This window comes from Paracoccus wurundjeri (assembly GCF_030678915.1).
Lineage (GTDB): Bacteria > Pseudomonadota > Alphaproteobacteria > Rhodobacterales > Rhodobacteraceae > Paracoccus > Paracoccus onubensis_A.
Genome location: NZ_JAUUTZ010000002.1, coordinates 154,465 through 175,633 on the forward strand (window position 1 = coordinate 154,465; position 21,169 = coordinate 175,633).

At 59.1% G+C, this 21,169-nt stretch carries 17 protein-coding genes; 13 read left to right on the top strand and 4 right to left on the bottom strand.

Annotated elements, in window-relative coordinates; genetic code table 11:
* Nucleotides 1–12: 12 nt before the first annotated feature.
* The gene (locus Q0601_RS03075) at nt 13–1,356 is read right to left on the bottom strand and encodes an MmgE/PrpD family protein (RefSeq protein WP_305287009.1); all 1,344 of its coding nucleotides are present in this window, start codon (nt 1,354–1,356) and stop codon (nt 13–15) included.
* 131 nt (nt 1,357–1,487) lie between these two features.
* Nucleotides 1,488–2,903, bottom strand: a complete 1,416-nt coding sequence (locus Q0601_RS03080) for an MmgE/PrpD family protein (protein WP_305287011.1) — start codon at nt 2,901–2,903, stop codon at nt 1,488–1,490.
* Nucleotides 2,904–3,081: 178 nt separating this feature from the next.
* Between Q0601_RS03080 and Q0601_RS03085 the strand changes: the two genes are divergently transcribed.
* The 5 genes from Q0601_RS03085 to Q0601_RS03105 all read left to right on the top strand — a co-directional run bounded on the left by Q0601_RS03085 (nt 3,082) and on the right by Q0601_RS03105 (nt 8,625).
* Nucleotides 3,082–3,828 (top strand): SDR family NAD(P)-dependent oxidoreductase, encoded by a 747-nt coding sequence (locus tag Q0601_RS03085; RefSeq protein WP_305287014.1) that lies wholly within the window; start codon nt 3,082–3,084, stop codon nt 3,826–3,828.
* Between the two features lie 88 nt (nt 3,829–3,916).
* Nucleotides 3,917–4,978 carry an ABC transporter ATP-binding protein gene (locus tag Q0601_RS03090; RefSeq protein ID WP_305287016.1) on the top strand — a complete coding sequence of 354 codons (1,062 nt, stop codon included), beginning with the start codon at nt 3,917–3,919 and terminating at the stop codon, nt 4,976–4,978.
* A 44-nt stretch (nt 4,979–5,022) separates the two neighbouring features.
* Complete coding sequence (locus Q0601_RS03095) at nt 5,023–6,066, top strand: extracellular solute-binding protein (RefSeq protein ID WP_305287018.1); 1,044 nt, start codon at nt 5,023–5,025, stop codon at nt 6,064–6,066.
* 12 nt (nt 6,067–6,078) lie between these two features.
* On the top strand, nt 6,079–7,815 hold the full coding sequence (locus Q0601_RS03100; RefSeq protein ID WP_305287021.1) for an ABC transporter permease: 1,737 nt from the start codon (nt 6,079–6,081) through the stop codon (nt 7,813–7,815).
* Between the two features lie 117 nt (nt 7,816–7,932).
* Nucleotides 7,933–8,625: an FCD domain-containing protein gene (locus tag Q0601_RS03105; RefSeq protein WP_305287023.1), complete on the top strand. Its 693-nt coding sequence runs from the start codon at nt 7,933–7,935 to the stop codon at nt 8,623–8,625.
* Nucleotides 8,626–8,681: 56 nt separating this feature from the next.
* Here Q0601_RS03105 and Q0601_RS03110 read toward each other — a convergent pair whose 3' ends face one another.
* Nucleotides 8,682–9,719, bottom strand: a complete 1,038-nt coding sequence (locus Q0601_RS03110) for a PdxA family dehydrogenase (protein ID WP_305287025.1) — start codon at nt 9,717–9,719, stop codon at nt 8,682–8,684.
* Nucleotides 9,720–9,904: 185 nt separating this feature from the next.
* Between Q0601_RS03110 and Q0601_RS03115 the strand changes: the two genes are divergently transcribed.
* The 8 genes from Q0601_RS03115 (at nt 9,905) to Q0601_RS03150 (ending at nt 20,194) form a co-directional block, all read left to right on the top strand.
* Nucleotides 9,905–10,843: an alpha/beta fold hydrolase gene (locus tag Q0601_RS03115; RefSeq protein ID WP_305287027.1), complete on the top strand. Its 939-nt coding sequence runs from the start codon at nt 9,905–9,907 to the stop codon at nt 10,841–10,843.
* Between the two features lie 191 nt (nt 10,844–11,034).
* Nucleotides 11,035–11,991 carry a LysR family transcriptional regulator gene (locus Q0601_RS03120; RefSeq protein WP_305287030.1) on the top strand — a complete coding sequence of 319 codons (957 nt, stop codon included), beginning with the start codon at nt 11,035–11,037 and terminating at the stop codon, nt 11,989–11,991.
* A gap of 232 nt (nt 11,992–12,223) precedes the next feature.
* Nucleotides 12,224–13,582, top strand: a complete 1,359-nt coding sequence (locus Q0601_RS03125) for a M20/M25/M40 family metallo-hydrolase (RefSeq protein ID WP_305287032.1) — start codon at nt 12,224–12,226, stop codon at nt 13,580–13,582.
* Between the two features lie 37 nt (nt 13,583–13,619).
* The gene (locus Q0601_RS03130) at nt 13,620–15,143 is read left to right on the top strand and encodes an ABC transporter substrate-binding protein (RefSeq protein ID WP_305287034.1); all 1,524 of its coding nucleotides are present in this window, start codon (nt 13,620–13,622) and stop codon (nt 15,141–15,143) included.
* Between the two features lie 51 nt (nt 15,144–15,194).
* Entirely contained in the window at nt 15,195–16,115 is a 921-nt protein-coding gene (locus Q0601_RS03135) for an ABC transporter permease (RefSeq protein ID WP_305287036.1), read from the top strand.
* Entirely contained in the window at nt 16,108–16,989 is an 882-nt protein-coding gene (locus tag Q0601_RS03140) for an ABC transporter permease (protein WP_305287038.1), read from the top strand. The genes Q0601_RS03135 and Q0601_RS03140 overlap by 8 nt, the downstream gene beginning before the upstream one ends.
* Nucleotides 16,986–18,317 carry a M20/M25/M40 family metallo-hydrolase gene (locus tag Q0601_RS03145; RefSeq protein ID WP_305287040.1) on the top strand — a complete coding sequence of 444 codons (1,332 nt, stop codon included), beginning with the start codon at nt 16,986–16,988 and terminating at the stop codon, nt 18,315–18,317. The genes Q0601_RS03140 and Q0601_RS03145 overlap by 4 nt, the downstream gene beginning before the upstream one ends.
* Nucleotides 18,318–18,358: 41 nt before the next feature.
* Nucleotides 18,359–20,194 (top strand): ABC transporter ATP-binding protein, encoded by a 1,836-nt coding sequence (locus Q0601_RS03150; protein ID WP_305287042.1) that lies wholly within the window; start codon nt 18,359–18,361, stop codon nt 20,192–20,194.
* On the opposite strand, the gene Q0601_RS03155 is transcribed toward Q0601_RS03150, so the two are convergent.
* Entirely contained in the window at nt 20,173–20,856 is a 684-nt protein-coding gene (locus tag Q0601_RS03155) for a GntR family transcriptional regulator (protein WP_305287044.1), read from the bottom strand. The two genes, Q0601_RS03150 and Q0601_RS03155, sit on opposite strands and share 22 nt — an antisense overlap.
* Nucleotides 20,857–21,169 lie beyond the last annotated feature (313 nt).

Below are 21,169 nucleotides of genomic sequence, written 5' to 3' on the forward strand. Positions count from 1 at the left end.
ACTCTCCTTCAATCAGACGGGCGCAGAACGGCGGGTGATCACGGTAATGTCGTCGTGATCTTCCAGTTGCCACGCCGTCCGGATAAGTTCGTCGGTTGCCGCTTCACCCAGAATGCCTATCGACTGATTGCGGAACTTGGTCACGATCTGTTCGTCCGACAACGGTCGCGAAATGCTGCCGATGGCATGCTCGACATGCAGATCGGTTGTGCTTCCGTCCTCGAAACGCACCGAGATATATACCTCATCCTCCTGAATGGCATTGTCGGTCTGGGCCGACACCCGGTCCCGCAAGGCGATCACGCGCGGATCGCGCACTATCTCGTCGGTAAATGCGGTGGGCGAGCCGTCGCCGTAAAGAAGTGCCGTTGCCGCCGCATGATAGACGCTGAACTTTCCCTCCAGACCGGTCGCAGGGGTCTTCTTGCCCGTCAGTTCCAGCACCAGCGGATGGGTGCGAAGGCCGACCGAAGCGATGGATGCGATACGGTCGCCCAGTTTCGTGCGTAGTTGCTGACATCCGTCGATAGCCGGATGGATCACGATTCCGCATGCATAGGGTTTGTAGCTGTTCAGCCCCGCTTCCCATGTCTTGCCCAGATCGCCCAGGATTTCGTCGTAATCCTGCTTGGTGGACGCCACATTGGCCCAGCCGCGCGGTGCCTCTATCCCTTGTTCCGAACTGTCGTAATCTGCTTTCGCAAGAAAGGCGGCCATTGCGCCGTTCTGCGCAGCCCGGCCAGGATGAAAACTCTTGGTCATGGTTCCGAACATCTCGCGCAGGCCCGAAGATTGGGTGGCGGCAAGGCTATATGCCCAGGTCATCTGCCGGGCATCAAGCTCCAACAGCCGGCCGACTGCTGCCGCTGCTCCGAAGACGCCGGCGGTGCCGGTAATATGCCACCCGCGATCATAGTGATCCGGATAGACCGAGTTTCCGATACGGCATTCAACCTCCATTCCCACCACCAGCGCGGTCAGGACATCGCGGCCGCTGATCCCGCGCGACTCGGCCACGGCAAAGGCGGCGGAGGCAACCGGACCGGCCGGGTGGATGATGGTTTTCAGATGCGTGTCATCGTAATCGAGAACATGAGAGGAAATCCCGTTGATCAATGCGGCATGCAACTCGTCCAGCCGCTCATTGCGGCCGATGACCTGTGCGCGGGCAGTTCCGGTGAACGGACGCACCGCGTCCAGTCCGCGGTCTACGGTCTCATGTGCGCTGCCGCCCACCGCGCAACCAAGCCAGTTCACGAAGCTGCGCACACCTTCCGCGCGGACCGGTTCAGGAATGTCGTCTCCCCGCAGCGAGACGGTCCATTCCGCGAGTTCCCTGGTGACGGGTCTTGTCATATACAGGCCTTTCCAAGTGGTTTGCCCGGATGGGGCAGAATTTCAAAGCATCCAATCCCCATGCGGTCCGACAGCCATTCAAACTGCCGGAAGTTGAGGGGCAGGAAGATCATTGCGATCTTCCTTCGGTATCAGCGGATCGAGATCAGCAATTCCGAAAGCCGGTCAAGCGAGGAAAGGTTTTCCAATTCGCGCACCAGATCGACGATCTCATCGGCCCGGTCGCGCGACATTCCGGCGAATTCGCAATTCTCGCGGAACTTTCCGGCCACCTCGTCATAGGACATGGGGAAAGCGGGCGAGCCTTTTCCGAAATCGGCGCGCCCCGAGATTTTGCGACCATCGGTCAGCTCTATATCGATGATCGTGGTCATCAGGTGGTAGCCTGCGGCTTCGGCCTCGTCATCCACCACGAAATCGATCTTCTCGATCATCGCCTTCACATCCGGGCGCAGCACCACCTCGTCGGTGAACTCGGCCAGCCCGGCACGGCGTTCCAGCAGCAGGATCGCCATGCAGAATTCCATCGAGAACTTGGCCTGCAATTCGTCCTTGGGGCGATGATGGATCAGGGCGTTCGGCATGTTGGAATTGGTGCCCACCCGGACATGCTTCACCAGTTCAGGCGTGATGTCATGCTCGGTGATCAGACGCAGCATTTCGGTCATGCCGGGATGGGTCAGCGACCCTGACGGATGCGGTTTGATCGAAACGCCGGGATCGGCGAAGGTCCAGGGCGCGCCAAGCTTTCCATGAATGGCGTTCATGTCGAAACCGCCGCCCGCCGCCGAGAAGAAACCGCGAGGCGCTTCCAGGATGCGGCTTGTGGCGGTCCAGCCGTAAGAGGCGAACTGCGCGGCCGCAACCCCGCTTTCGGAAGAGCGGCCGGCATGGAAAGGCTTGGTCATGGTGCCGAAATTTTCGCGCAGGCCCGCGGATTGGCTTCCGGCGATCGAAAGGGCGCGAAGCGTGGTGTCGATATCGAAGCCCAGCAGCTTCGAGGCGGCAGCGGCGGCGGCATAGGTGCCGCAGGTGGCGGTTGCGTGAAAACCGGTCTGGTAATGGCGCGGATTGATCGCTTCAGCGATCTTGCATTCCAGCTCCACGCCCAGATGATAGGCATGCATCATCGCCAGACCGTTGGATTTCTTCGATTCCGCCACGGCAAAGGCGGCAGGAAGGGCAGGGGCGGTCGGATGGGTCAGAAGGCCGTAAACCCGGTCCTTCGCCACCGCAAGCTGGGTATCGTCGTAATCATCGGCGTGAATTCCGACCCCGTTGGCAAAAGCGGCGAAGCGTGGCGCGACCTTGCGGCCCGCGCCGATCACCGTCGCGGCTCCGTCGGCAAGCCCAAGATCGGACAGGTGCTGCCGTACCAATTCACCGCTTTTCGCGACCGAACCCGATACGGCGAGCCCGAAACCATCCAGGATCGATTTGCGTCCGTTTTCCACGACCTCGAAAGGCAGGTCCTCCGGCTTGGATTTTATTATGAAATCAGCAGCATATCTAGTCAGCTCGATATCGATCCGGGCGTCCTTGTTCATTGAATCCTCTCCGATCCGTGATGGTTTTGTGGGTTCTTGTGCAAAGCTTTCCAATAATTGTCAACAGTCGTCTAATGACAGTCATCAAAGTAAATGAAAAAGCCGTTGTCGTGATTCATATTGACAATTGTTAACAATTGACCGCCAACTGAAACCGAGTCAAGATCGGGAGAACGGAATGAAAGACAGGGAATTCACGGATCGGACCGTGCTGCTGACCGGAGCTTCGCGCAATATCGGACGCGCGATTGCGACGAATTTTGGCGCTGGCGGGGCGTCGGTGATGATTCATGCCAATAGCGATCATGCAGCGGCGGAAGCGACGGCCGAAGCAGTCCGTGGGGCGGGTGGTCAGGCCGAGGTGATTCTGGGCGATCTGGCGGATCCTGACGTTCCTGCCCGGTTGATCGAAGCGACAATACAGCGATTCGGAAGGCTTGATACCGTCGTCGCAAATGCGGCGATCCGGCCCCATAGCACGCTTCAGGACACCAGCTATGATGAATGGCGGCTTGTGATGAGCATCGCACTTGATAGCGTGTTCCTGCTGGCCAAGGCGGCAGAGGCACCGCTGCGCGGAAGTGACCGGGCCGCTTTCATCACCATCGGCGGAATGACGGCGCAAACCGGTGCATCGGACCGCGTCCATGTCATTGCCGCCAAGGCAGGATTAGGCGGTCTGACCCGCGCGCTGGCCCATGAATGGGGCCGTGCAGGTATCACGGTGAACTGCGTGGCGCCGGGCCTTATCGACACCAAGCGCAGCGGTGGGACACCCGCACATCACTCTACGATGCAGAATGTTCTGGACCGACACGGCACGGCGGACGAGATCGCCGGGGTCGTCCTCGCGCTGGCCGGATCAGGGATGCGGTATGTCACCGGCCAGACGCTGCACGCCAATGGCGGTGCGTGGATGAGTTGAGCATCTGCGTATAATTGACGACAGTAAAATGTTGACAATTTAAAAGACCTTGTTACGGTTCCGCGAAATATCACGAATGGGAGGAGTGATGTCGTTTCTCGAATTGGCCGCTGTCGAGAAGAAATACGGGGCACTGACCGTTGTCAAAGGCGTAAATCTGTCTGTCGAAAGAGGTCAGCTGGTTTGCCTGCTTGGGCCGTCCGGATGCGGCAAGACGACCACGCTTCGCCTTGTCGCCGGTTTCGTGGATGCCAGCAATGGCGAGGTGCGTGTGGAGGGCAGGGTCGTCTCAAGCGCGGGGACTACGGTGCCGCCCGAAGGGCGCAACATGTCGATGATCTTCCAGAGCTATGCTCTTTGGCCGCATATGACCGTTTTTCAGAATGTGGCCTATGGGCTCAATCTGCGCAAGCTTCCGGCCGGCGAGGTCAAACGGCGGGTGCATGAAATCCTGACCGTCACGCAGCTTCTGCCATTGGAACATCGCTATCCCGGCGAACTTTCCGGCGGTCAGCAGCAGCGCGTGTCGCTTGCACGCGCGCTGGTCGTCAAACCCGAGATCCTGCTTCTGGACGAGCCGCTTTCCAACCTCGATGCGAATCTGCGCGAAGAGATGCGCTTCGAAATCCGCCGCCTGCATGACGAATTCAAATACACGACCGTCTATGTCACGCATGATCAATCCGAGGCGATGACCACGGCCGATGTGATCGTGGTGATGAATGACGGTTATATCGAACAGGCGGGATCGCCCGAGGATATCTATGCCCGGCCCGAATCCGAATTCGTAGCCCGGTTCATCGGCGGAACGAATATCCTGTCCGGAACCCGATTGTCGGACAGCACTTTGCGCTGCAATGGCGATTTCGTGCTTGACTGCGGCAGTGGAAAGCTTGCCGCCGATGGCAAGGCTATCGCTTCCGTTCGGCATCACGACATTCATGTCGGCGAAACGCGCCAGGCAGATGCCAATTGCGTGCAGGGTACTGTGGCGCGTCAGATCTATATGGGCGCTCATCGCGATTATCTTGTCACCATTCCCGGCGGCGAAACGATCCGCGCCATCGCGCCGGTCGAGGTCAAGTTACCGGTTGGCGACAGTGCCTGGCTGCATTTCCCGAAGGAGAAATGCCGGGCGCTGTCCCGGTAAGAAAAGACAATTTCTCGATATGTAGAAGGGAGGATCTACACGTGTTGACGAAACTGATTCGAACGACGGCCCTTACCTGTGGCCTTGCAATCGCCGGCAGCGCCTTTGCCGAGGCGCCCGCTCCTTATGACATCACGCCCGAGCTGATCGAAGCTGCGACAAGCGAAGGCAGCGTTGTCTTCTATACCGCAACGGATGTCGCCGTGGCCGAGCAGCTGGCTGAACTTTTCAAGTCCACCTATCCGGGGATCGAGGTTCAGGTGGAGCGTGCCGGTTCCGAGCGCGTGTTCCAGCGCATCGGGCAGGAGGCGTCCAGCGGCATTCAGAATGCCGATGTGATCGAAACCTCGGACGCGGTGCATTTCGAATATTTCAAGCGTCACGAGTGGCTCGAGGCGATGGTGCCACAGGAAGTCGCCGACAAATGGCCAGAGGATGAAAAGGATCCGGACGGTTACTTTGCCGCCTATCGCGCCCATCTTTCGGTGCTTGCCTATCGCAGCGACATGCTTGACGAGGCCGATGCCCCCAAAACCTGGAACGATCTGCTGAAACCGGAATATAGCGGCAAGATGGTCAAGGCGCATCCGGGCTATTCAGGTACGGTGATGTCGTCCACCTATAGCCTGGTCGAGTTGCTGGGCTGGGATTATTTCGAGCAGCTTGGCACCCAGGATGTGATGCAGGTGCAATCCTCGACCGAGCCGCCGAAGAAACTCGCGCAGGGCGAGCGGATCATCCAGGCCGACGGGAACGAATACAACATCTTCCGTCTGCAGGATGAAGGCGTTCCGATCACTATTGTCTATCCCGAAGAAGGCACACCGATCGCGGTCGGAAATGCGGGGGTGCTGGCCGGGGCGCCGCATCCGAACGCCGCCAAGCTTTTCTATGCTTTCCTGTTCTCGCACGAGGCCCAGCAACTTAACAGCGATTCCGGTGGGCTGCGCTCGTTCCATCCGGACGTGGTCGAAAAGGATTCGCGGACCCCGCTGAGTGAAATCCCGCTGCTTCATGTCGATGCAGAAAAGCTTGAAGCGATGATCCTTGAGATCAAGTCGAATTACGAAAAATTCTTCGGTACCTGAGCGAGGCCAATAATGACTGCAACCCAGGCTGCAAACGGAATCGTGGGGGAGGGTCGGCGCAAACGCGTCGACCTTTCCATCCCGACTTTCGTCCTTTTGGGGGGATTGCTGACGATTCTGGTGGTTCTGCCGCTGTTCTGGATCATCTTCTACAGTTTTCGCAACGATGTGGACGGAAGCTTTACCCTTCAGAACTTTGCGTCGCTGGTCACCGACCCGACACTGCTGCGCGCTTACATATTGGCGATCGGCATGTCCTTCGGAGTGGGGATCCTGTCTTGCATCGTTGCGACCCCGATGGCCTGGCTGGTCTCGCGGACCGATCTGCCGGGCCGGAAACTGATCCGCATCCTTGTGACCGCTTCTTTTGTGACTCCGCCCTTTCTCGGCGCTATTGCCTATGAAATCCTGGCGGCGCCAAACAGCGGTGTGCTGAACGTTCTGGCCCGCAAACTGCTTGGGCAGGATTCGTCCTTCGTCATGTTCAATATCTACACGTTTTCCGGTCTGGTCTTCGCCATCGCCTGCTTCACCTTTCCATATGTATTCACGCTGGTTTCCAATGCGCTGGACCGGGTTCCGTCCGATCTTGAAGACGCCTCTGCCATTCTTGGCGGCAAGGCGTTAACAACCGTACGCAAGGTGACATTACCGCTGGTCTTGCCTGCGATGCTGGCGGGGACACTGATCGCCATTCTTCAGGCACTGACGATGTTCGGATCGCCTGCGATCCTGGCGCTGCCGGCAGGCTTTCACGTCATTACCACCAAGATCTGGAGCCTGTTCCAGTTTCCGCCGCGGCGGGGCGGCGCCGCAGCCGCGGCAATTCCTTTGCTGGTCATAACTGTGATGCTGCTGCGCGCCCAAAAGGCAATTCTGGGGCGCAAGGGCTATACGGTGATGGGCGGCAAAAGCGGCACGCCACGTATTACGGAACTGGGCCGGTGGAAATGGCCGTCGATGGCCTTTGTTCTCTTCATCCTGTCACTGACGATCTTTTTGCCCTATGGCGCGATCCTGAAGACGGCCTTCATGCAGACACCCGGCGCCGGGCTGAACTGGGAGAATTTCACCCTGCGGCACTGGAATTTCGTATTGTTCGAGTTTTCGGCGACGCAGCTTGCACTGAAGAATACGTTCTTCCTTGGCATCGTGACCGCAACCGCGGTGACCGCCATCGCCGTGGTGACCGCCTATCTGGTAACCCGCCGATCGATCCGCGGCGCTGGTTATCTGGGTATATTGGCCACTGCACCGGTCGCCGTGCCCGGGATCGTGCTGGGGGTGGGGCTGTTTTTAAGCTACGCCAACCCGACCTTTCAGCTTTACGGTACGCTCTGGATCCTGCTGATCGCGTTCATGACGATCGAGCTTCCTGCGGGATATCAGCAGATGTCGTCCTCTTTCGCCGGGATACATCCGGAACTCGAGGACGCCGGACGGATCATGGGCGCTTCGCGGCTGCGGACACTTTGGGACATCACCGCGCCGCTTCTGCGCACCAGCATCATCGCCGCATGGTGTTTCGTCTTCGTCGGCACGATCCGCGAGCTATCCGCAACGATCCTGCTGACGACAGCCAACACCAAACTCGTCTCGGTCATCATCTACGATCTGAACGAAAGCGGCGATCTGGGCGCGATCTGTGTGCTGGGCATCATCCTGCTGGCCGTATCCTTCACCGTGGTCTGTATTGCCAACAATATCCCGGTATTGGGCAGGGCCAGAAACGTCGTGCCGCGCGGATGAGCAGCCCGTGCCAAAACATTGACCACCCCAATAACGGGTGGTCAAACCGACTGTCTACGGTTAATCCTCTACAGATGCCCCTTGTGGGCCTATCGTTTACCAATGGAATGGTCGCGCATGTCAAAACCCCCGGAAGAGACTCAAGGCCTTGCAGCTATCGATTTCCTGCGAACACGATCCCTGACGAATGTCGTACAGGCGGAAATCGAACGGATGATCATCGATGGCGAATTGAAGCCGAATGAGCGGATCAACGAGAACGGGCTTTCACAGCGGCTGGGCGTCAGCCGTGGTCCGATCCGCGAGGCTTGCAGCGGATTGGCCGCGATCGGACTGATCGAGATCGTTCCCAATCGCGGCTTCTTCATCAAAGCATTGACCAATGACGAGGCTCTTGACCTCTCCGTCGCGCGTGCCAGCGTTTTCGCCTGCATGGCCTCGATGCTGGCCGAACATGTTACCGACAAGCAGATTGCCATGCTCGAGGCTTTGCTGGACAAGATGGACGATATCGTCAACACCACCGGCGACGTGCATGACTATTATCCGGTGAATCTGGAATTCCACCGCCAGATCGGACAGATGGCGGGCAACAACCGGCTGGAAGCGACCTATCAAAGCTTTGTGCGCGAATTGCATATCCAGCGATATCGCGCTTTGTCCAGCCCGGATACGCTGGCAGTTTCGAATCTCGAACATCGTGCGATCGTCACAGCACTTAAGGATCGTGATCCGGTCGCCGCTTTCCTTGCCGGGCGCGATCACATCCGCAACGGGATCGAGCGTACCCGCAAGGCCGGAGAGCCGTGACCGTTTGACGGAGAGGTAAAACCGGCCGATCCCCTGTGGATCCGGCAGGTTTCCTTTCAGACGGATGTCGCGGCTTGCGCCGATTTGCTGACGACAAGTTGCGCGGCCAGGCGAATTGCCGTCTCGAATGCCTCTGGCGAAGCCGTGCCGGTACCCACGATATCATAGGCCGTGCCATGCGCCGGTGTAGTGAATACGACGTCAAGGCCGGCCGTCACCGTCACGCCCTGATTAAACCCGCGCAGCTTGGTCGCGATCTGGCCCTGATCGTGATACATGGCAACCACGCTGTCATAATCCCCGGCGAAGGCATTCAGATAGATGGTGTCGGCAGGGAAAGGACCTTTACAGTCGTAACCTGCGGCGGCCATCCTCTGAACAACAGGGCCGATCAGGTCGATTTCCTCGCGGCCGAATAACCCGTTCTCGCCCGCATGGGGGTTAAGAGCGGCGACAGCAATGCGCGGGCTTCCGATACCTGCCCTCTGCATGGTTTCATGCGCAAGCGTGATCGCATCCGCAATCGAGGTCTCGTTGATCTGCTCAAGCGCTTCGCGCAGTGAGACATGGCTGGTGACCCGCGACATCCATTGACCGTGCAGCACATTCATCTCGCTGAAATAGCCCTTGTGGCCAAGCAGCTTGGCGAACATCTTGTGCTCATCGGGGAATTTCCAGCCGCCATCGAACATCGCGCGCTTATTGAGCGGGGCGAAGCTGATCGCATCCACCTGCCCGGTCTTCGCGAATTCGATTGCCTTGGCCAACGTCTCGCCGGTGCGAAAACCGGATTCGGCACTGATCGCGCCAATCGGAAGTTTCGCCGGATCGGTATTGCCAAGATCGATCATCTGCACGGCATCGCTTTTCCAGTCCGCATCGGCGGGCGTCGCGCAGAATGCGACCGGGAAAGATGTCCCGGCCTGTTCCATGCCTTGCTCGATCACGCGGCGATCTCCGATCACCAGAAAGCGGGCGACCTCCCGCAGCGCGGAATTGGCAAGGAGCTTGGCGGTGAGTTCGGGGCCGATACCCGTGCAATCACCTGATGTCAGAGCAATGATCGGGCGGTTCTGGTCAATGTCATGATTCATGGCAATCATCCCTTCGCGCATAACTTCCTTACCGATCCCGGCACCGGCAATACTGGCAATCTTCCGATCGTTCCCGGCCAGATGCTTCGCCGTGATGACTGAATCAGATCTTATTGTCAACGAGATACTGTTGACAATAATCCAAATACGAGGATTACTGCCTGCACATGATGAGGAGGGGAAAAATGCAAGCAGATATCGCTTCAGAACAGGATTCTGCGCCGCTGCTGCCGGGCTTCAGTTATCGGCGGATCAAGACAACCGGCGCCGAGATAAACGTTGCGGTAGGCGGCACGGGTACGCCTTTGCTTCTGCTGCACGGCAATCCGCTTACTCATATCAGCTGGCATCGCGTGGCCCCGATGCTCGCAAAGGATTTCACGGTGATCTTGCCGGATCTGCGCGGCTATGGCGACAGTTCCAAGCCGGATGGCGGCGAGGATCACGCGGGCTACAGTTTCCGCGCCATGGCGCAGGACAATCTGGAAGTGATGAGCGTTCTGGATTTCAAGGAGTTTCAGGTGGCGGGACATGATCGCGGTGCGCGCGTCGCGTTCCGCATGGCGCTGGACGCGCCGCAGCGGGTCAGGCGGCTGGCCGCGCTTGACATCGTGCCGACCTATCACGCCCTGACCAATGTAAGCCTTGGCTGGGGGCTTGAAGCCTATCACTGGTTCTTCATGGCCCAGAAAGCACCTTTCCCCGAAAAACTGCTGTGTGCCGATCTTGATTATTATATTGATTATAAACTGAACAAGAAGGGCGTTGGTCTGTCGATTTTCGATGCCCGCGCGATGGCCGAATACAAGCGCTGCACCACCCCCGAACAGATCCATGCGGTCTGCGAGGATTACCGCGCGACGGTCTCGCTGGATTTCGCAATGGATCAAGCCGACTTCGGGCATCGTCATATAGAATGCCCGGTGCTGGTTCTGTGGGGCTCGAACAGTCATTGCGGCCGTCATTACCACCCGCTGGACGGCTGGGCGCCATGGGCGCCCGATCTGAGAGGCTGGGCGATTCCGACCGGGCACTATCCCGCCGAGGAACGTCCCGAAGTGGTGTTGGCGCCGTTTCGCAGCTTCTTTTCCGGCATCGAACCGCAACCGGCAGAGGCCGCCTGACAACAGCGATCAGGAAAATGCAATTATGCTTGCGACGCATGCACAGCGTCGCAGGGCGGTTCCGTCATTATTCGGCATTGTGATGCATAATCGCGGTTCTTCGCAAGCTGGGGTTTCGTCATCGGCGCCACCACGACTAAGCTTGCCACGGCTGCGTTGAGCAAGCTTTCTGTTGATGATGGGGATCGCGCATGAACGACGCTATTTACAACCTGTCGCTGAAACAGCTTCGCGCTGTTCAGGCGGTCGCGCGCTATTCAAGCTTTCTTGCGGCGGCGGTCGAGCTGCATATGTCGCAACCCGGTGTCTCGCGGCTTGTGCGGGGCGTCGAGGAAAGCCTTGGTGTCCGGTTATTCCATCGCAGTACGCGCCATGTCATGCCGACACAGGAAGGGCTTATCTTCCTGCCGACCATCCACCGCATTTTAGCTGAAATGGATTTGTCGGTGGCTCATCTTGCGTCAATGCAGTCAGATCAGTCCGGGCATGTCATCATGGCCTGCCCGCTTGCTGTAGCCAATCGCATGCTTTCCGGCATTATCAAGCAATTCCGGCAAAGCCATCCGCGAGTCACGATAGAAATACGGGAAGCTTTGCGCAGTGCGGTCATTCAGCAGGTAAGGCACGGCACCGTTGATTTTGCCCTTGGCTCTTTCATGGAAAGCAACGAGGACATGTTGATCGAAGATCTGTATGACGTGCATTATCATGTCGTTTTCCACCATCACCACCGTTTCGCCCGGATGGCCAAAGTCAGCCTGTCGGAATTGCAGGGCGAGTCGATGATATCCTTACCTCCCACCTCGATCGTGCGGAGCATTTTTGATGCCGCCGCCGCGCGAAAGGGGTTTCGGCTGAATCATGCGGTTACGGTCAACACTATCGGCACCATCTTCGATTTGGTTCAAAGCGGGCAGGGTATCGCGATCCAAAGCAGCCTGTCGGTCGATTCTCATCTTGGCCCGATGATCGAAACCCGGCCCCTGGTCGAACCATGCATGAGTTCGAAGCTGTCGATGATGCGGCATCGGGACCGAACGCTTACGCCAGCCGCTCAGGAGCTTAAGAATTGTGTGGAGCAGGGGCTTAAGATCGGCCAGTTTGAAAGCCGCGAAACCACCACAAACGCGAGCGCGGACGATCTGTGAAATCAGGGGATGAGTGGCGGCGAATATATATGAGCTGCGGCGTTTGGCATATCTGGCGAAATGTTCATCTATGCGAATTAGTAATAAATTTCCGTGATTAGAAACAATTTGACATAACGCCCCGCTCTGTCTTCTCATCCAGGCAATGTTATTGTGAATTGTCGGCAGTTCGCGATGACGAGTAGCCGGACGCATCAAGCTCCGGACACAGCTTTCAAAAGAGGGACGAGAGATGAACGCTTATCTTGACCGTGAGGACGTGCGCGATCGCAATATCAAGGAACTGATCGAATTTCTTCGCATGCCCACCGTCTCGGCCCGGGGCGAGATGAAACCGATGCAGGATGCCGCTTATTGGCTGATGAAGCGGCTTCAGGGATTGGGCGCCAAGACGCAGCTGCTGGACAGCACCGGCTTCCCAATCGTTTACGGCGAAATCAAGGGGGACAGTGACAAATCCGTTCTGTTCTACAACCATTATGACGTACAGCCGGTCGAGCCTTTGGAGGCATGGAGCTCGGATCCATTCGAACCTGAAATCCGCGATGGTATCCTTTTTGGCCGCGGCGCCGACGACAACAAGGGCTCACTCATCTCGCGAATCCACGCGGTCGAGGCTGTATTGAAAGAACGGGGCTCGTTGCCGGTGACGGTGAAATTCCTGTTCGAGGGCGAAGAGGAATCCGGTTCCGCCAGCCTGCCGGCAACGGTTCAGCAATATCGCGATCTGTTGCGCGCCGATGCCTGTATCTGGGAGAATGCGCGGCGCGACGACGCCGGGAATCCCACCACGACATTGGGCAACAAGGGCATGTTCTCGTTCGAGCTCAGGGTCCGCACGGCAAGCGCCGATTCCCATTCCGGCAAAGCAAATATTTACCCCAACGCGATCTGGCGACTGGTGATGGCCCTGTCCAGCATGAAAGCCGCCGATGGCAGCATCGCCATAGATGGCCTGATGGACGCGGTGGGCGATCTGACGGAGGCCGAGGCGGAAATCTGTCGCAACACCCCCGCCAACGGTCCGCAGCAGGCGCGCAAACTGGGACTGGAAACATTACTGCCCGGCAATGACGATTTCGCGGTCAACAAGGCGCTGTTCTATACGCCTTCGCTGAACATTCAGGGGATCGAAGGCGGCTATACGGGGCCAGGCCACAAGACGGTCAATCCGTCAACAGCATTGGCACGCCTGGAATGCCGGCTGGTCAAGAACCAGGATCCGGATGAGGTAGAGCGCATGATCCAAAAACATCTTGCCTCTCGTGGCTATGACGATATCGAGGTTGTCAGCCAAAAGGCAGGCGCATGGCCAAGCTATACCGCGCCGGACGATGCCTTCGTCAAAACGGTCGCCGGTGCCGCAGCCAAGGTATATGACAAGGATATCGTCATCCTGCCCAGTTCACCGGGAACCGGTCCCCGCTTCGTCTTCAGGTACCAGCCGCAAATGCCGATTGCAGCATTGGGTGTGGGCCATGCCAATAGCCGTGCCCATGCGCCTGACGAAAACATCGCAGTCGAAGATCAGCACCTCACCACCAAACATGTGGCGCAAATCCTGCGCGACTGGGCCGAAACCGGGGCGTAAGTCCCCGGAAAGCCTTCATTCCAACAAGGAGAACATCATGTCGAGACTGAACCCAAAGCGGATGCTGCTCGGCGCTGTCTTTGCCGCACTGATGACCGGCGGTGCGCTTGCGCAGGACCGGGAACTGGTCATCGCTCAGGGCATCGATACGCCGGGCTTCGACATCCACAATCATTCGACCTCTGCCGTCGAGGCGATCCATGTCAACATCTTCGACTATCTGGTGATGCGTGATCAGGCCGGAGAGCTTCAGCCCGCACTTGCGACCGACTGGGAACAGGTGAGCGATAGCGCGATGCGTTTTCATCTGCGCGAGGGGGTACTGTTCCATGACGGAACCACGATGACCGCCGAGGATGTGAAATTCTCGCTGGAACGGCCGGCGCTTGATCCTGCCGTGCTGCAGCACTCTTTCTACGACACGATTACCGAGGTCGAAGTCGTGAACGATCACGAGATCATCATCCATACCGATGGCCCCGATCCCATTCTTCTGAACCGGATCAGCCGCATCGGATCGGGCATCGTGCCCAAGGCATATGTGGATGAGGTGGGCTGGGAGGGTTTTTCCCAAAAGCCCATCGGCACCGGCCCTTTCAAAGTGGTTGAATGGCTGCGCGATGACCGGATCATCATGGAAGGCTTTGACGAGCATTGGCGTGGCGCCCCGGCCTGGGACCGTCTGATCCACCGCACGATACCGGAAGCGTCCACCCGGGTGGGCGAACTGATCAGCGGCGGCGTCGATATCGCGACCAACATCCCCAGTCAGGATCGTGACCGCGTAGAGGGCTCGGGCATCGCTCATGCCGTTCCGTGGCCGTCCTTTCGTGTCATGCAGCTGTTCCTCAACACCAAGGACGACTCGCCGCTGGCCGATCCGAAGGTGCGCGAGGCGATCGATCTGGCGATCGACAATCAGATGCTGATCGATACGGTGACGAACGGCCTTGGAACCCCGGTGCGCGCCGCGGTCACCCCCGGTCTCAGTGCCGTTCCGATGGCGTATTACGACACCTACAATTTCGATCCCGAACGTGCCGTGCAGCTTCTGGAAGAAGCGGGTTACGGCCCTAACGAGCTGCAACTCAAGCTGCAAGGCCCTGCCGGACGATATCCGCTGGATGTCGAGACGCTGGAAATCGTCGCGGTGATGCTGAATGCGGTCGGTATCCAGACAGATATCGAAACCCTGGAATGGAGCGCGTATGAAAGCCGCGTCTGGACTCCGAACACGATTGACGGGATTGCGTTGATCGGTCACGCAAACTCATTGCAGGATGGCTATCACGCGGTCCAGCGCGCGCGTTGCGGGTTTGAATTCAGCCTGAAAACCGGATGGTGCGACGAGGAATTCGATAAGCTGATCGAACAATCCGCCGCCACGGTGGACCCCAAGGAACGCGCGCAGCAAATATCCGACGCTTTCGATCTGTTCGTCGAATCGAATACCGTGCTGCATCTGTTCCAGGTCGAGAACCTGATCGGCGTCAGCACCTCTGTCGATTGGTCACCTTCTCCGGATGAGCAGCTCTGGATGTATGACGCGCAGCCGCAATAAGCACCTGCAAGCGTCTGGCCCGCGTCGTGCCAGAGAAAGGCATATTGCCCCATGACAAACTATATCATCCGGCGAATCCTGCAGATGATCCCGGTACTGTTCGGGGTCACGCTGCTGGTATTTCTCTTGCTGCGCGTGTCAGGCGATCCCGTCCAGCTGATGCTGGGCGAGGATGCGACGGCGGAACAGGTTGCCCAGCTGCGCGCCGCGATGGGCCTCGATCGGCCGCTTCACGTCCAGTACATCTCTTATATGTCGGACCTGCTGCGTGGGGATTTCGGCACCTCGATCCGCTACAATAACCAGCCGGCCCTGCAGGTCGTGCTGGAGCGGCTTCCGGCCACGGCACAATTGGCGGGAATGGCGCTTTTCGTCGCGATTGTCATCTCGCTGCCTGCTGCAATCATCGCGGCCTATTGGCGTGGGCGTATCCCGGATTACATCGCCTCGTTCCTGTCGGTTCTGGGGCAGGCAATGCCCAGTTTCTGGTTCGGGATCATGCTGATCCTCATCTTCGGCATCACCTTGTCATGGCTGCCGGTTTCCGGGCAGGATCAGCCCGGCGCGGTAATCCTGCCCGGCCTTGCCCTGGGGGCCAGCCTTGCGGGCGTATTGACGCGGCTGCTGCGCTCTTCCCTGCTTGAAGTGATGAATCAGGATTTCATCCGGACCGCCCGCGCCAAGGGCCTGCACCCCCGAACGATCATCTTTCGCCACGTCCTGCGGAATTCGATCCTGTCCTATCTGACCGTGATCGGGCTGGAGACCGCGGCACTGATGGCCGGGGCCGTGGTAACCGAGCAGGTCTTCGCCTGGCCGGGCATCGGTCTGCTGGTGATCCAGGCGATCAATTTTCGCGACATGGCCGTGGTGCAGGCAGTGATCATCCTGTCGGCAATCATCGTGATGATGACCAGCCTGATCGTGGACATCCTGTATTCGCTTATCGATCCGAGGATCCAGCATGGCTGACATTCACATTCTTGCCACCGGGCGGGCATCAAGCCGGCTGGCGGATCTGCGCCTTTCCGGGGTAGCGATCGTCTGCATCGGCATTCTTACCATCTTCATATTGATGGCGATTTTCGCCGCTTTCATTGCGCCCTATGAACCGTCGCTGCCCGATCTTCGCGCCCGCCTCGCGCCACCGGTGTGGAACGAGGGCGGCACCATGGCCCATATCCTCGGCACCGATCATCTGGGGCGGGACATGCTTTCGCGTCTGGTCTACGGTTCCAGGATCGCACTGCTTGTCGGCTTCTTTGGCGTGATCGTCGCATCCCTGATCGGAACGGCAATCGGCCTTATCGCGGGCTTTGTCGGCGGTGCTGTGGACTCGGTCCTGATGGCGGTGGTCAACACGCTTCTCGCTGTGCCGAATACGCTGCTTTACATCACCGTTCTGGCGGTTTTCGGACAAAGCCTCACACTTTTGATCATTGTCATCGGCTGCATCAACTGGACCACCTTCGCCCGCGTCGTCCGGGGCGAGGTTCTCAGCATCAAGCAGCGCGAATTCATCGAGGCAAGCCGCGCCATCGGGCAACGTCCCATCGTCACCATGATCCGCCATATCCTGCCGAATGTGCTGGGCCCGATCATCGTGATCGCAACGATGAATGTCGCAATGCTGATCATTCTCGAGGCGACGCTCAGCTTTCTGGGCCTTGGCGTCCAGCCGCCTACCGTCACCTGGGGGCGCATGCTCGCGGATGGCCGCGACTATGTCGCGACCGCATGGTGGCTGGCGGCACTGCCCGGGGTGATGATTACGCTGCTGACACTTTCCCTGATCTTCCTGGGCGATTGGCTGCGCGACAGGCTGGACACAAGGAGCGATCAGTGAGCGTAAATGATGTACCGGATCGCGCGCTTGCCGAGTTGATCGAATGGGTCCGCATCCCCAGCCATGCGGGCACCGCTGATGCCAAGACCGAGGCCGCCCGATATTGCGGGGCATTGTTGGAAGCCGCAGGATTCACCGTGAAATTCGATGGCCCGGCAAAGGCGCCCGCAGTGATTGCCACGCTCAATCCCGACGCGCCGAACCGGCTCTTGTTCTACAGCCATTACGATGTTGTCGCCCCGGGCGATCCTGCCGCGTGGGATCATCCGCCCTTCTCAGGCAAGGTCGTGGACGGGACATTGCACGGGCGCGGGACATCGGATCACAAGGCGACCTTCATCGCGCGGCTAGAGGCGATCCGTCGCCTGCAATCGGAAAATGCCATGCCTCTGGGCATCAGCTTTCTTGTCGAAGGAGAGGAAGAGCAGGGCAGCACCTCGCTGAAGGGGATCATCATCCGAAATCGCGACCTGCTGCGGGCCGGGGGCGGGTTGTATTCGGGGGGCGCACGCACCGAATCCGGTCAGCCGGTGATCCGCGCTGGCTGCAAGGGCAGGATCGGCCTGAAACTGACGGTGGCGCTGTCGCCGCGTGACAATCATTCCAAATGGGCGGGACTTTTGCAAAATTCCGCCTGGCGGCTCATTGCGGCGCTTGCCACGCTTTATGACGGCAAGCGCGGGCAGGTTCTTGTCGAAGGTTACAGGGATGCCTGCGTCGGCCCGAATGCGGCGGATGAGGCCGCGCTGGGCAAATTGGATTTCGATACGAATGCCTTTCTGGCTTCGTCGGGATATGAAGGTTTGCGTGGCGATATCGTGGCCGATCCCCTGCGGCTCCTGATGTTCGAGCCGACCTTCAATATCGCCTGGTTGCGCAGTGGGCCGGGTGGGGAAACCGTCCTGCCCGGCAATGCGTCGGCGATGCTGGATTTGCGTCTGGTGCCGGGCCAAACCCCGGCGCAGGTCGAGCAGATGATCCGCACGCATCTTGCCAATGCGGGTTTTGCCGATGTCGGGATCGAAGCAAGCGGCGGCAGTGAACCCGATAAATGCGATCTTGGCGATCCGGTTGTTCAATCCCTGCATGAAGCCGCGTTGCGGGTGCATGATGAATGCTGTCTGCACCCCATGGGAGCGGGTTCAGGTCCGCGATACCTTTTCCGGCGGCATCTGGGGTTCAATCTGGTGCAGGATCCCGGTTGCAGTTGGGCAGGCTCCAACGACCATGCCGCCAACGAGAATATCAGGATCGCGCATTTCCAGCAGAATATCTCCCTGATGCAAGAGTTTCTGCGCACCCACGCCAGCCGTGTCGGGCTATCGTGATGACGATGGCGAGCGGTCAAGAATTTCCCAAGGATAACGAGATGCCCGAAACCCACAGCCCCGCCTCAGCTAGACCCGTCTTGTCGGTCGCGAATCTCACAACTGCCCTGCGTCAGCGGGATGGCGGTTTCCATACGATCATCGACGACATCACTTTCGATATCGCTCCAAAGGAAACGCTTGCGATCGTTGGTGAATCCGGTTCGGGAAAAAGCGTCACCGCGCTTTCGATCATGGGGCTTCTTGGTGGGAAGAGCAGCCGCATCAGCGGGCGCGTGGAACTGGCCGGGCGCAATCTTCTGGACCTGACCGAACCGCAAATGCGCGCGATCCGCGGCAATGACATCGCGATGATCTTTCAGGAACCGATGACCAGCCTCAACCCGCTGATGACCGTGGGCGCCCAAATCACCGAGGTTCTGATACGCCACCGGGGCATGACGCAAACCGAAGCGCGCAAGGAAAGCCTGCATATGCTGGAGCGGGTGCGCATACCCGAGGCACGCGCCCGGCTGGACGAATATCCGCACCGGCTTTCAGGGGGGATGCGGCAAAGAGTCATGATCGCCATGGCGCTTGTCTGCAAGCCGCGCCTTCTGATCGCGGACGAACCGACCACCGCGCTGGATGTGACCATTCAGGCCCAGACGCTGACCCTGATGAAGATACTTCAGGAAGAAGAGGGAATGGGGATCCTTTTCATCACCCACGACATGGGGGTCGTGTCCGAAGTAGCGGACCGGACCCTGGTGATGCTGCGCGGAAAGACGGTAGAGCGGGGCAGCACCGCAGAGCTTTTTGCCAGCCCGCGCCACCCCTATGCGCGGACGCTGCTGGCGGCGGTTCCAACCCTTGGAACGATGGAGGGCGTGGCCTTGCCGCAACGCTTTCCTGCGATCGATCACGTCACGGGCAAGGCCGCACCGCCGCCGCCTCCGGTCGATACGGTAAGCGCGGATGAACCCCCGGTGCTTCGCGTGCGAAATCTGACCACGCGCTATGCCGTCGGCCGCCGCCTGATCGGCGCGCCGAAATTCGCCATCCACGCGGTTGAAAACGTATCCTTCGATCTGCGCAAGGGCGAGACGCTGGCGCTGGTCGGTGAATCCGGCTGCGGCAAATCCACCCTTGGCCGTTCGGTCCTGCGGCTGGTGGAACCGAAATCCGGCGAGATTCAGCTGCAGGGTACCGATATCCGCAAGCTGGACACCGCCGGACTAAGAAGGATGCGCAGAAGCGCCCAGCTGATCTTTCAGGATCCTTATGCAAGCCTCGATCCGCGCTACAGGGTGGGAACCACGATTGCGGAACCGATATTGGCCCACGGATTGGCAAGCCGCGCCGAGGCACAGGAACGCGTCGCCCGCCTGCTTGAGCGCGTGGGCCTTAGCGCCGATGCCGCCAACCGTTATCCGCATGAATTTTCCGGCGGCCAGCGGCAAAGGATCAGCATTGCGCGCGCTCTTTCGCTGGAACCCGCGATGATCGTCGCGGATGAGGCGGTTTCGGCGCTTGATGTCTCGATCAAGGCACAGGTTCTGAACCTGATGCTGGATTTGCAGGAAAGCCTGCGGCTGGCCTATCTTTTCATCTCGCATGACATGGCGGTCGTAGAGCGGATCAGCCATCGTGTCGCGGTAATGTATCTGGGCGAAGTGGTCGAGATCGGCCCGCGAAATGCGGTTTTCGGCAATCCGCAGCACCCCTATACGCGCAAGCTTCTGGCCGCAGTACCAAAGCTCGAACCCTCACGACGCGATCGCAAGCCGATGCTTTCCAATGATGAAATTCCAAGCCCCATCCGCGCCGCCGGATACGAGCCACCCAAACGCAGCTATCGCATGGCTGGAACAGATCATTTCGTTTGCGAAAACTGACCGCCCACCTCTCGCGCGCGGTTCATGCTGAGACGCGCCTTTTGCGCATTGCGGATATGTTTGCGCGCTGCGGCCTCGGCGGCGGCGCTGTCCCGGGCAGAGATGGCGTCAACGATGCCCTCATGCTCTTCCCGGGCGGTGGCGGACCGAAAGTCCAGCCCCAGCGTTGTCGGCCCCAGCAGCAGCATCGCGGTTGAAAGCGATTCAAGCGTCTTGACCAGAAAGCGGTTATGCGCGGCCTGATAAAGGGCGGAATGGAATGTGCGGTTGATCTGCGCGGCGGCGGCTGGCGTGTCGCCATGCTTGCGCTCGTATTCAAGGATCTCGCGCAAATCCTCGATCTCGACGCTGGAAGCATGGATGGCGGCATCGCGCGCGGCCGTGCCTTCCAGCACCTCGCGCATGCTGTACAGCTCTATGATCGATTGCTGGTCCAGCTTGGTAATGACGGCGCCGACATGCGGCTGATGCGTTATCAGACCGTCCGCCTCCAGCCTGCGCAGCGCATCGCGCACCGGCGTGCGGCTGGTATTGAGACGCTCTGCCAAATCGGTTTCGCGTACCCGACTGCCCGGCAGCAGATGCCCGGCGATGATTTCTTCCTTGATACGCTGATAGGCCGTTTCGCCTCGCATCTTCGTCTCGATGGGTTTCTTGCTCATGACAGGCTCCGGAATCACTCGCCGTTGCTTAATTTACTTTCGGCAGCCAGAGCCAGCCTGAATGCCCGGAAACCCGCCATCACGCCTGGCCCGGCGGGGTTTGCCGGAATTCGTTCCGTACCAAGATCGTGAAGCGCCGCCCCCGGGTCAAGCCTTGCCGGGCGGGACTGATCATTAGCCTGTCGCGCCTGCCCCGTTTCGCTTCTTCCTCCCCTTCTGCTTCTTCTTTGTCCAAATATCTCGGGGGGCCGGGAGCAGCGCCCCCGGCCATCGCGGGACGCAAATAACCGGCATTTCCGATGCGGCGCGACAA